Raw genomic sequence first — 12,062 nt, forward strand, 5'->3', positions numbered from 1 at the left:
GTGCACGCCGTCGACGACGTGTCGTTCGCGCTGCGTCGCGGCCAGGTGACCGCGCTGGTCGGGGAATCCGGCTCCGGCAAGTCCACGGTGGCCCGGCTGCTGGCCCAACTCCACCCCCGCACCGCCGGCGACGTCCGCCTGCACGGCAGGTCGAGCCGGGTACGCGGCGGACGCGCCTTCCGGTCCTACGTGCGACGGGTCCAGCTGATCCTCCAGGACCCGTTCGCGTCCTTGAACCCGGTGCATACCGTCCGGTACCACCTCACCCGATCGCTGCGGATCCACGGCAACGCGGGGCGGACCGCCGAGGATCTGGAGCAGGCCCTCGCCGATCTGCTCACCCGGGTCCGCCTCACCCCGCCCGAGCGCTTCCTGGACGTGTTCCCGCACGAGCTCTCCGGCGGCCAGCGGCAGCGCGTCGCCATCGCCCGGGCGCTTGGCGCCGACCCGGAGGTGCTCCTCGCCGACGAGCCCGTCTCCATGCTCGACGTCTCGATCCGCCTCGGCGTGCTCAACCTGCTCCAGGACCTCAAGCAGCGGCTCAACCTCGCCATCCTCTACATCACGCACGACATCGCCTCGGCCCGCTACTTCGCCGACGAGACGATCGTCATGTACGCCGGCCGCATGGTGGAGGGCGGCGACAGCGAGAACATCACCCAGAACCCGGCCCACCCGTACACCCGGCTGCTCATCGAGTCGGCCCCCGACCCCGACGGCATCACCGGCGACGGGGGCGGCGCCGACGAGATCGCCGGGAAGGACCGCGGTCACGGCGAGCCGCCCAGCCTGATCACGCCGCCCACGGGCTGCCGGTTCCACCCCCGCTGCCCGCACGCCATGCCGCGCTGCGCCGCGGACCTGCCGCCGCGGCTGACCATCGGCGACCGGCCCGGCCACTGGGCGGCGTGCTGGCTCTACGATCCGGCCACCGTCGCCGCCGACCCGCCCGGCTCCGCCGCTCCCGACGCCGACCCGGCCGTGCCGCGACCGCCGGCGCTGGCCGGGCAGGACGGCATCGCCACCGGGGGTGAGGCACGATGAGATTCCTCCTGCAGCGCGTGGCCTTCTACCTGTTCACCGCGTGGGCGGCGATCACCCTCAACTTCTTCATCCCGCGGCTGGTCCCGGGTGACCCGGTGCAGTCCCTCATCTCCCGCAACCAGGGCCGGATCAGCGCCGACGCCGTCCAGTCGCTGCGCGTGCTGTTCGGGCTGGACAAGAACGAGAACGTCTGGGAGCAGTACCTCGACTACTGGCGGCAGCTCTTCCACGGTGACCTCGGGCTGTCGTTCACCTTCTTCCCGACACCGGTGTCGACGGTGATCGGCGACAGCCTGCCGTGGACGGTCGGTCTGGTGGGCATCACCACGATCGTCAGCTTCCTCCTCGGCACCGCGCTCGGCGTCGGCGCCGGTTGGCGGCGCGGCTCGTGGATCGACGGGCTGCTGCCGGCCACCACGTTCCTGTCCTCGATCCCGTACTTCTGGCTGGGCCTGGTGGCGATCGCCCTGTTCGCCGGGCCGGGCAGCTTCTTCCCGTCCTCGGGCGGGTACGAGCCGGGCCTCGTGCCGGCGTTCGACCAGTACTTCATCCCGAGCGCGATCCAGCACAGCATCCTGCCCGCCGCCACCATCCTGGTCTCCTCGATGAGCGGGTGGATCCTCAGCATGCGCAACATGATGGTCACCGTCTCCTCGGAGGACTACATCACCGTCGCCCACGCGAAGGGCCTGTCGGAGCGCCGGGTGGCCCTCAGCTACGCCGCCCGCAACGCGCTGCTGCCCAACGTCTCGGGCTTCGCCCTGTCGCTCGGGTTCATCGTCGGCGGCACGCTGCTGGTGGAGATCGTCTTCTCCTACCCGGGCCTCGGCTACCAACTCTTCCAGGCGGTCGGCGCCAAGGACTACCCGCTGATGCAGGGGATCTTCCTGATCATCACGATCTCGGTCCTGGTGGCGAACCTGCTCGCCGACGTCGCGTACCTGCTTCTCGACCCGCGGACCCGAAAGAGCTGAGCGATGGCAATCTCACCTTCGAGCATCGAGCAGGTCATCCCCGGGCAAGGGGCGATGGCCCAGCCGTCGGCCGCCCCCGGCCGGGCCAAGCGGCGCCGGTTCCGGTTCCTGGCCAACGCCAAGGCCGCCACCGGCGTGGTCATCCTGGCCGTCTACGGCCTGTTCGCGATCATCGGGCAGTGGGTGGCGCCGTACGACCCGGACGCCCGCAGCTCTGACGTCCTCCAGGCGCCGTCGGCCCGGCACTGGTTCGGCACCACGCACCTCGGACAAGACATCTTCAGCCAGATCCTGGTCGGCGCCCGCAGCGTCATGGTGGTGGGCCTGATCGCCGGCGTGCTGGCGACGATCCTGTCCATCCTCATCGGCGTCACGGCCGGATACCTCGGCGGGGCGGCCGACGAGGGGCTGTCGGCCCTGTCCAACGTGTTCCTGGTCATCCCCGCGCTGCCGCTGATCATCATCGTGACGTCGATCGTCGACCAGGCCAGCGACACGCTGGTCGCGCTCATCATCGGTTGCACGTCGTGGGCGTGGGGCGCCCGCGTGCTACGCGCCCAGACGCTGTCGCTGCGGCGCCGCGACTACGTCGAGGCGGCCCGGGCCACCGGCGAGCGGACCGGGCGCATCATCCTGTTCGAGATCCTGCCCAACCTCACCGCGATCATCGCGTCCGGCTTCGTCGGCACGGTCATCTTCGCCGTCATGTCGGAGATCACCCTGGCCTTCATCGGCATCTCGTCGATCTCGTCCTGGAACTGGGGCACCATCCTGTTCTGGGCGCAGGGCCAGCAGGCCCTCGCGCAGGGCGCCTGGTGGTGGTTCGTCCCGGCCGGACTGGCGATCGCGCTGCTCGGCACCGCCCTCGCGCTGATCAACTTCGGCATCGACGAGTTCGTCAGCCCCCGGCTGCGCAGCGCCGGCCGGACCCGGATCCGCACCGCCGACGGCCGTACGGCGCGGATGCGGGTCGGCTTCACCCCCGTGCTGGCCCCGACCCGACCGGTGCCGGCCCCGCGAGAGGAGGTCGCGCCATGAGCGATCCGGTGCTGGAGATCCGCGGGCTGCGCGTCGACTACGGGCACGGCGACGCGGCGGTGCACGCGGTCCGCGACGTCGACCTGACCCTGCACCGGGGCGAGGTGCTCGGCCTGGCCGGGGAGAGCGGCAGCGGGAAGTCCACCCTGGCGTACGGGCTGACCCGGCTGCTGCCCCCGCCCGGCGTGGTCGCCGGCGGCCAGGTGATCTACCACCCGGTCGACGGGCCGCCGGTGGACGTGCTGGCCCTCAGCCCGGCGCAGCTGCGGGCGTTCCGCTGGGCGGAGACCTCCATCGTGTTCCAGGGGGCGATGAACTCGCTCAACCCGGTGCACCGGGTCTCCACCCAGCTGCTCGACGTGATCAAGGCGCACGAGCCGAAGTCCACGGCGGCGGCCCGGCGGGCCCGCGCGCGCGACCTGCTGCGCCTGGTCGGCATCGCCGCCGACCGGCTGGACAGCTACCCCCACCAGCTCTCCGGGGGGATGCGGCAACGGGTGATGATCGCCATGGCGCTGGCGCTGGAACCGCAGGTCGTCATCATGGACGAGCCGACCACCGCGCTGGACGTGGTGATGCAGCGGCAGATCCTCGGCCAGCTGGCCGAGCTGCGCGAGCGGCTGGGCTTCGCGGTGCTGTTCATCACCCACGACCTGTCGCTGCTGGTCGAGTTCTCCGATCGGATCGCGATCATGTACGGCGGGCGGATCGTCGAGGAGGCGCCCGCCGCGCAGCTGTACCGCCGGGCGCTGCACCCGTACACCGACGGGCTGCTGCACTCCTTCCCCGCGCTGCGCGGCCCGCGCCGCGAGCTGACCGGCATCCCCGGCTCCCCGCCGGACCTGCGCGCCATGCCGGACGGGTGCGCCTTCCACCCGCGCTGTCCGAAAGCGTTCGGCCCGTGCGACAAGGAGTTGCCACCGCTCGGCCCGCCCGGGGACGAGGACCCGGGGCGCACCGTCGCCTGCTGGCTGCACCCGGCCGCCGCGCCGCTCCCCCGCTGACCACCACCTGACCTACCATTCGCGACACCTGCGAGGAGAACCATGGACACCGACCTCACCAGCCCTGCTGTGGGGCAGGCCGACCCGATCGACACGCTGCCGCCGACCTTCCGGTGGGGGGTGGCGACCTCGTCGTACCAGATCGAGGGCGCGGTGGCCGAGGACGGCCGCACGCCGTCCATCTGGGACACCTTCTGCCGCGTCCCCGGGGCGGTGGACAACGGCGACACCGGCGACGTGGCCTGTGACCACTACCACCGGATGCCGGAGGACGTCGCGCTGATCGCCGATCTGGGCCTGGACACCTACCGGTTCTCGGTGGCCTGGCCGCGGGTGCAGCCGGGCGGGCGCGGCCCGGCGAACCCGGCCGGGCTGGCCTTCTACGACCGCCTGGTCGACGAGCTGCTCGGCCGGGGCGTCGACCCGTGGGTGACGCTCTACCACTGGGACCTGCCGCAGGAGCTGGAGGACACGGGCGGCTGGCCGAACCGGAACACCGCGTACCGGTTCGCCGACTACGCCGAGCTGGTCTTCGCCGCGCTCGGCGACCGGGTGCGGACCTGGACCACGCTGAACGAGCCGTGGTGCTCGGCGATGCTGGGCTACGCGTACGGCGACCACGCGCCGGGCCGGCGGAACCTGGGCGACGGCATCGCCGCGGCGCACCACCTGCTGCTCGGGCACGGCCTGGCGGCGCAGCGGCTGCGCGCGGCGGCGGGCAGCCCGATCGAGCTGGGCATCACCCTCAACCTGGCCCCCGCCGACCCGGCCACCGACTCCGCCGCCGACCGGGACGCCGCGCGCGCCGCCGACGGGCTGGCCAACCGGATCTACCTGGACCCGCTGATCCACGGCCGCTACCCGGAGGACGTGGTGGCCGACCTGGCCGCCGAGGGCGTTCGCATCCCGGTGCGGGACGGCGACCTGGCGGTCATCTCCACGCCGATCGACGTGCTCGGGGTGAACTACTACTTCGGGCAGCTGCACTCCGGGGTGGACGAGCAGGGGCGGGAGCGGGACGACGACGGCCGACCGGTGCGTCGGGTGGTCCCGCGGGACCTGCCGCGCACCGCGATGGGCTGGGAGATCGTGCCGGAGTCCTTCACCGACCTGCTCGTCCGGCTGCACCGGGACTACCCGGGCGTGCCGCTGGTGATCACCGAGAACGGCGCGGCCTTCGCGGACCGGTCGGACGCCGAGGGGTTCGTCGCCGACGACGACCGGGTGGCGTACCTGGCCGAGCACCTGCGGGCGGTGGCCCGGGCCCGACAGGCCGGCGCCGACGTGCGCGGCTACTTCGCCTGGTCGCTGCTGGACAACTTCGAGTGGGCGTACGGCTACGACAAGCGGTTCGGCATCATCCGGGTGGACTACGACACCCAGCGGCGCACGCCCAAGCGCAGCGCGCACTGGTACCGCGACACCATCCGGCGGGTGCGCGGGGAGCGCTGACGCCGTCCGCAGGACGGCCGCGCGGCCCGTCCTGAACCGGTGCCGGGCCGGCGTCGCGGCGTCGGGCCGGCACCGGTTCAGCGGGTCCGCACCCGCAGGCCCCGCGCCGGGCGCGCCGCCGCCGGGGTCACCCGGGCCACCGGTTCGCGCGCAACGCCGCCGTCGCGCAGCAGCCGGGCCATCGGGAGGGTGGCCGCGCCCATCGCGACCGCGTCCGGTCCGAGCCGGCACAGCTCGATCGAGGTCTGGGCGTACGGCTGGCGCAGCGCGTGCCGGGCGGTGGCCTCCCGGATCTGCGGCAGGTAGCGCTCGCCCAGGGCGAGCCCGGCCCAGCCGCCGAGCACCACCCGCTCCGGGTTGAACAGGTTGACCAGGTTCGCCACCCCGGCGCCGAGGTAACCCACCGTCTCGTCGAGCACCTTGGCGGCGGTCCGGCCGGTCGAGCGGAGCAGCTCGCCGAAGGCGCTCTCCTCGTCACCGCCGGCCGCCGGGCGGCCCCGGTTGGCCTGCCGGAACCGGTCGAGGACGCCCTCGGCCCCGACGTACGCCTCCAGACAGCCGAGGTTGCCGCAGCGGCAGCGGCGGCCCCCGTACACGATGGTGGTGTGGCCCCACTCGCCGGCGCTGCTGTGCGCGCCGCGGTAGCCGACGCCGTCGGCGACCACGCAGGCGCCGACGCCGGAGCCGACCAGGGCGACGACGGCGTGCCGGACGCCGCGGCCGGCGCCGAACCACATCTCCGCCTGGCCGAGGGTCTTCGCGCCGTTGTCGATGTGGACCGGGATGTCGGTGCCGGCGCGCAGCATCGCCCCGAGCGGCACCCCGTCCCAGCCGAGGGTCTGCGCGTGCACCACCGCGTCGGCGGTCCGCTCGACGGTGCCGGAGACCGCGACGCCGTAGCCGAGCACCGCGGCGTGGTCGACACCGGCCTGCTCGACCACCGCGTCGAGCCCGTGCAGCAAATGGCGGGCCACGTCCTGGGGGTCGGGTCCGGCGGCGGCGATCGGGTACTCGGCCTTGGCGAGGGCGGTCATCGCCAGGTCGAACAGTTCCACCTGGACCCGGGTCTCGCCGACGTCGGCGCCGACCAGGTAGCCGTAGCCGGGGGCGACGCGCAGCAGCACCCGGGGGCGGCCGCCGTCGGACTCCACCGAACCGGCCTCCTCGACCAGCCCCTCACCGATCATCTCGCCGACCAGGTTGCTCACGCTGGCCAGGCTCAGCGCGGTGGTCTGCCCCAGCTCGTGACGGCTGAGCGGGCCGTCCAGCCAGATCCGGCTGAGCAGCACCGACCGGTTGGCCCGGCGCATGTCCCGCACGGTGGTGCGTCTGGCGTCCACGTCCCGCGCCGTCCTCTCCCCGGCCGCCGGGCGGGCGGCCGTATTCACCTCGTGAACCAAGTGGTGACAGAGTACTGCGCATTTCCATTTAACAAAGTTAACTGATAGCCTGCGGCGCATCGATGAGGAGGCATATGTCATGCGACTTCGACGTGGGTTGACCGCCCTGCTCGGCGGCGCCGTGGTGCTCGCCGCCGGCATCGCCCTGCCGGCCGCCACCGGCCTGGCCGCGACCGCCGGCGCCACCGCGCTGGTGTCCTGTGCCGGCGTACCGGCCTGGGCCGAGGGGGTCACCTGGACCGCCGGCAGCAAGGCCACCTACGCCAACCGGCTCTACCAGGCACTGCAGACGCACACCCCGCCGGCCGGCGCCGGCTGGACCCCGCCCGCCACCCCGGCGCTCTGGACCGACCTCGGCGCCTGCGACGGCGGGAGCACCCCGTCCCCCACTCCCACCAGGTCCTCCCCTTCCCCCACGCCGTCGCCCACCACGTCCCCCTCGCCCACGTCGTCTCCGACCCCCACGTCCTCGCCGTCGCCCACGCCGACCCCGCCGCCGGGCGGGACGACCTGCGCGTTGAAGCCCCGACCGACCGGGAAGGTGCTGCAGGGCTACTGGGAGAACTGGGACGGCGCGGCCAACGGGGTGCACCCCGGGCTCGGCTGGATCCCGATCACGGACGCGCGCATCCCCGGGCACGGCTACAACGTGGTCACCGCCGCGTTCCCGGTGATCCGCGCCGACGGCACGGTGCTCTGGGAGGACGGCATGGACGCCGGGGTGAAGGTGCCGACCCCCAGCGAGATGTGCCAGGCCAAGGCCGCCGGGCTGACCATCCTGCTCTCCATCGGCGGCGCCACCGCCGGCATCGACCTCAGCTCCAGCGCGGTCGCCGACCGGTTCGTCGCCACCGTGGTGCCGATCCTGAAGAGGTACAACTTCGACGGCATCGACATCGACATCGAGACCGGGCTCACCGGCAGCGGGAACATCAACCAGCTCTCCACCTCGCAGGCCAACCTCGTGCGGATCATCGACGGGGTGCTGGCCCAGATGCCGGCCGGCTTCGGCCTCACCATGGCCCCGGAGACCGCGTACGTCACCGGCGGCAGCGTCACCTACGGCTCGATCTGGGGCGCGTACCTGCCGATCGTCAAGCGGTACGCCGACAACGGCCGGCTCTGGTGGCTGAACATGCAGTACTACAACGGCAGCATGTACGGCTGCGCCGGCGACTCGTACTCCGCCGGCACGGTGCAGGGCTTCGTCGCCCAGACCAACTGCCTCAACACCGGACTGGTCGTGCAGGGCACCACCATCCGCGTCCCGTACGACAAGCAGGTGCCCGGCCTGCCCGCCCAGTCCGGCGCCGGCGGCGGATACATGAGCCCGTCGCTGGTCGGGCAGGCGTGGAACACGTACCAGGGTGGCCTGAAGGGGCTGATGACCTGGTCGATCAACTGGGACGGGTCGAAGGGCTGGACCTTCGGCGACAACGTCAAGGCGTTGCAGGGCCGGTGAGGCCGGTGGGGCCCCACGTCACCGTGCCCACCGGACCGCGGTGCGCCGAGCGGGGCGGACGGCCGAAGTCGTGCCGTGCTTGACTGCTCGACATGGAGCTGCGCATCGGCGAGCCACGGCTGCCGGCCACCCTGGACCTGCCGGCCGGACCGGTGCGCGGCGGCCTCGCCGTAACGCACGGCTCCCACGCCGCCCAGCGGTCGTACTTCCTGTACGAGCACCTGGCCCGGCTGCTGCCACCGGCCGGGATCGCGGTGCTGCGGTACGACCGACGGCCCCGGGTGGACGGTCGCGACGTACCTCTGACGGAACAGGCCGACGACGCGGCGGCGGCGCTGGACGTGCTGCGCGGGCAGGTCGGGGACCTCCCGGTCGGGCTGTGGGGATTCAGTCAGGGGTCCTGGGCGGCGGCGCTGACCGCCAGCCGGCACCCGGTCGACTTCCTGGTGCTCGTCAGCTCCAGCGGAGTCAGCCCGGCCGCGCAGATGCGCTACGGGACCGCCGAGCAGCTGCGCCGGCACGGTTACGGCGAGGCCGACCTGGCCGAGCTGGACCGGCTGCGCCGGATGGCGGAGGCGTACCTGCGCGGCGAGCTGCCCCGGGCGCTCGCCCAGGCGGAGCTGGACGTCGCCGTCGAACGGCCCTGGTTCCCGCTGGTGTTCCTGCCCCGCGAGCTGTCCGAGCCCGGCGCGTGGGCGGACATGGACTTCGACCCGGAGCCGGTCATCGCGAAGCTGTCCTGCCCGGTGCTGCTCTGCTATGGCGAGACCGACGCGTGGACGCCCATCGAGGAGAGCGTGGCGGCGTGGCGCCGGGCCGCGCGCGGCGCTGACCTGACAGTGGGCCGGCTGGCTGGCTGCGACCACGCGCCAACGCTGCACGAGGGCGTCACAACGGACAGCATCAGCCCGCAGTACGAACGGATCCTGCTCGACTGGCTCGGCGGGCGGCTCGCCGCCGGAACAGGGTGATGCCGGGCCGTCCGTGGACGGCCCGGCATGGTCGAGGTCAGCCCTGCTTCTGCTGGCAGGGTACGCAGAAGCGGGCGTGCGGCAGCACCTCCAGGCGCTCCGGCGGGATCGCCGTCCCGCACCGCTCGCAGGTGCCGTAGCCGCCTTCGGCAATGCGGCGCAGCGCGTCGCCGATCTGCGTCAGGCTCTGCCGGGTGGTGGCGATCATCGCGGCACGGGTGTGCGCCTCACCGGGGTCGCCGGTGTCCGCCGTCAGTTCGGTCAGCCGGGCGGTCTGCGCCTCGAAATCGGTGGTCAGGGTGTTCCGCAGCCGCGTGAGCCACTGCTGGTCGACGCCGTCCCGGATGTCGGTGGTCATGTCGGATCCTTCCTCGGAAAAAGAAAAAGGGCCGAAGCCGGATGGCTTCGCCCTGGTGGCCGTTCCCGGAGTGGGGTGCGTCTCTCCGGCGGGCCACGGTCCGTGGGGATCGGACTGGGCAGGCCGTGTACGGGCGCGACGGCGGGCCGGGGGTGACGGGCAGCCGCCAGCGCCACCACGGTGACCGCGGTGGGGATCGACTGACCGGCCCGGACCATCCGCCCACCATAGGCCGGTCTCGCCGGGGAACCAAGGCGATTCTCCGAATACCGCCGTGCCGGTGCCGGCCCGCTCGACCGGTTTTGCTCCGGCCGGGTCGTCAGTGGGCCGTCGTGCTCGGCCCGGAGGGGGCCACCCAGGTCGGGTGGGCCTCGACGAAGGACCCGACGTCGTCCACCTTGACCGCGTGCAGCAGGTCCATGCTGGTCGGGCTGAGGACCTCGGCACTGCCGACCCCGGGGACCGAACGGCTGTTGAAGGTGCCGCCGTTGGTCTTGATGGTGGTGATCGCGTCGGCCCCGATTCCCCGCATGGCGAACGCCCAGTCCTCGAGCGGGATGCCGCCGTCGTCGACCGTCATGGTCTTGCCGACCGCGGACAGCAGCCCGGGCAGCTTCGTCGGCGAGTTCAGGCCGTCGGTCATCACCTGGTGCAGCACCGCCTTGAGGAACTGCTGCTGGTGGCGCTGCCGGCCGTAGTCGTAGTCGTGGTCGGCCAGCAGGTCCCGCTGCCGCACGAAATCGAGCGCCTCGGCCGGGTTCAGGCAGTGATCGCCCTTGGGGTAGATGTTCGGGGTGACCCCGGGGATGCGGTGGTTCACCGTGCCATCCGGGTTGATCTTGTAGGGCGCGGCCGGCTTGCCGTCCTTGTCGTGCCCCACGTGGATCGAGGTGGTGGTCTCGTCGACGTACAGGCAGACCTTGCCGAGGACCTGGACGATCTGCTTGAACCCCTGGAAGTCGATGATCGCGCCGGCGTCCGGGGTGATCCCGGTGAGGTCGCGGATGGTCAGGGCCAGCAGTTCGAAGCCGTGCGACAGCGCCGCAGGTCCGCTGAGGCCCCGGCTACCGAAGGCGAAGGCGGCGTTGATCTTGTTCTGCCCGCCGTGGAAGGGCGTGGCGCCGTTGTCGTAGGCGGGGATGTCGACCAGCGAGTCGCGTGGCAGGGAGACCAGGTACGCCTGGCTGTGGTCGGCCGGGATGTGCACCAGGATGATCGAGTCGGACCGGGTGAGCTGGCTGGCGTCCTGGTTCGGCCGGGTGTCGACGCCGACCAGCAGGATGTTCTTCGCGCCCGTGATCGTCCGGTGCTGTCGCGGGGCGGCGGCCGCGCCGAGCAGGTTCTGCTGGGTGACCTTGCTCGTCGCGGCGTGCAGCAGGAACTGACTGCCGCCGAGCGCCACCCCGCTGAGCGTCAGCAACGTCGCGCCGACCGCCACGCACCACCGCGCCCAACGCGGCCCGCGCCGGCGCGCCCGGCGTGCGGACGGGGTCGGCGCGCCCGGCCGGCTCGGGTTGTCGGAACGCACGGGGGCGTGCGGCACGGGGTGCCTCCTGCGGACGGATGGTCGAGCGGTCCAAGGGTATGCGCCGCAACGGTTCGTCGTCTGCCTGGCGAGCTGTGAATCGGCTGGCAGCCGGGTAAGCCCGAGCTGCTCAGCAGATGATCAAGAGGGCGTAACCGGGCGGTCACGCCCGCTCGGGAGCGCAGCGTCACAGGGACGCATATTTCGCTCAGGGAGCTCGTCATGCGGTACGGACGGATCATCGCGCCCATGGTGCTCGCGCTCGTGGCTGCCCTGACGCTCCCCCCGCCGCCCGCCTCCGCCGCGCTGCCCCGCTACGACCACATCGTCGTGGTGGTCGAGGAGAACCACGCCTACCACGAGATCATCGGCAGCGCCGACGCCCCGTACCTCACCGCACTGGCCCGCACCGGCGCGAACATGACCCGCTCGTACGCGGTCACCCACCCCAGCCTGCCGAACTACCTCGCGCTCTTCTCCGGTTCCACGCAGGGCCTCACCGACGACTCCTGCCCGCGCAGCTGGTCGGGCGAGAACCTCGGCCACCAACTGATCGCCACCGGCAGGACGTTCGCCGGCTACGCGCAGAGCATGCCCTCGGTCGGTTACACCGGCTGCGCGCACGGCCGGTACGCGCGCACCCACAACCCCTGGGTGAACTTCACCAACGTTCCCGCGTCGAGCAACCTGCGGTTCGCCGACTTCCCGACCGACTACGCCACCCTGCCAGAGCTGTCGATCGTGGTGCCGGATTTCTGCCAAGACATGCACGCCTGCCCGGTGCCGACCGGAGACACCTGGCTGCGGAACAACCTCGGCGCGTACGCGACCTGG

General features: G+C 72.4%; 11 protein-coding genes. 8 read left to right on the plus strand and 3 right to left on the minus strand.

Annotated elements, in window-relative coordinates:
• From ONA70_RS29385 to ONA70_RS29405, 5 genes are all read left to right on the plus strand, one after another.
• Positions 1–1,044 (plus strand): ABC transporter ATP-binding protein (locus tag ONA70_RS29385; protein WP_265009742.1); only part of this gene is annotated, 1,044 nt, incomplete at its 5' end.
• Positions 1,041–2,018, plus strand: coding sequence for an ABC transporter permease (locus ONA70_RS29390; RefSeq protein WP_265009743.1), 978 nt, complete (start codon positions 1,041–1,043; stop codon positions 2,016–2,018). The genes ONA70_RS29385 and ONA70_RS29390, both read left to right, overlap by 4 nt.
• A gap of 3 nt (positions 2,019–2,021) precedes the next feature.
• Complete coding sequence (locus ONA70_RS29395; RefSeq protein ID WP_265009744.1) at positions 2,022–3,056, plus strand: ABC transporter permease; 1,035 nt, start codon at positions 2,022–2,024, stop codon at positions 3,054–3,056.
• The gene (locus ONA70_RS29400) at positions 3,053–4,060 is read left to right on the plus strand and encodes an ABC transporter ATP-binding protein (protein ID WP_265009745.1); all 1,008 of its coding nucleotides are present in this window, start codon (positions 3,053–3,055) and stop codon (positions 4,058–4,060) included. Before ONA70_RS29395 ends, ONA70_RS29400 begins: the two co-directional genes overlap by 4 nt.
• Positions 4,061–4,102: 42 nt before the next feature.
• Positions 4,103–5,512 carry a GH1 family beta-glucosidase gene (locus ONA70_RS29405; protein WP_265009746.1) on the plus strand — a complete coding sequence of 470 codons (1,410 nt, stop codon included), beginning with the start codon at positions 4,103–4,105 and terminating at the stop codon, positions 5,510–5,512.
• 77 nt (positions 5,513–5,589) lie between these two features.
• Here the strand turns inward: ONA70_RS29405 and ONA70_RS29410 are convergent, their stop codons facing one another.
• Positions 5,590–6,852, minus strand: a complete 1,263-nt coding sequence (locus ONA70_RS29410) for an ROK family protein (RefSeq protein WP_265009747.1) — start codon at positions 6,850–6,852, stop codon at positions 5,590–5,592.
• A 139-nt stretch (positions 6,853–6,991) separates the two neighbouring features.
• Here ONA70_RS29410 and ONA70_RS29415 point away from each other — a divergent pair, with 139 nt between their 5' ends.
• Together ONA70_RS29415 and ONA70_RS29420 are read left to right on the plus strand one after the other, a co-directional pair.
• Positions 6,992–8,374 (plus strand): glycosyl hydrolase family 18 protein, encoded by a 1,383-nt coding sequence (locus ONA70_RS29415; RefSeq protein WP_265009748.1) that lies wholly within the window; start codon positions 6,992–6,994, stop codon positions 8,372–8,374.
• Between the two features lie 92 nt (positions 8,375–8,466).
• Positions 8,467–9,345 carry an alpha/beta hydrolase family protein gene (locus ONA70_RS29420; RefSeq protein ID WP_265009749.1) on the plus strand — a complete coding sequence of 293 codons (879 nt, stop codon included), beginning with the start codon at positions 8,467–8,469 and terminating at the stop codon, positions 9,343–9,345.
• Between the two features lie 37 nt (positions 9,346–9,382).
• Here ONA70_RS29420 and ONA70_RS29425 read toward each other — a convergent pair whose 3' ends face one another.
• Positions 9,383–9,703, minus strand: a complete 321-nt coding sequence (locus ONA70_RS29425; RefSeq protein ID WP_265009750.1) for a TraR/DksA family transcriptional regulator — start codon at positions 9,701–9,703, stop codon at positions 9,383–9,385.
• 319 nt (positions 9,704–10,022) lie between these two features.
• On the minus strand, positions 10,023–11,141 hold the full coding sequence (locus tag ONA70_RS29430) for an LCP family protein (protein WP_265009751.1): 1,119 nt from the start codon (positions 11,139–11,141) through the stop codon (positions 10,023–10,025).
• A gap of 309 nt (positions 11,142–11,450) precedes the next feature.
• Between ONA70_RS29430 and ONA70_RS29435 the strand changes: the two genes are divergently transcribed.
• A partial coding sequence (locus ONA70_RS29435; protein ID WP_265009752.1) for an alkaline phosphatase family protein occupies positions 11,451–12,062 on the plus strand: 612 nt, incomplete at its 3' end.

Origin of the sequence: Micromonospora yasonensis, assembly GCF_026013475.1 — a bacterium.
Classification (GTDB): Bacteria; Actinomycetota; Actinomycetes; order Mycobacteriales; family Micromonosporaceae; genus Micromonospora; species Micromonospora yasonensis.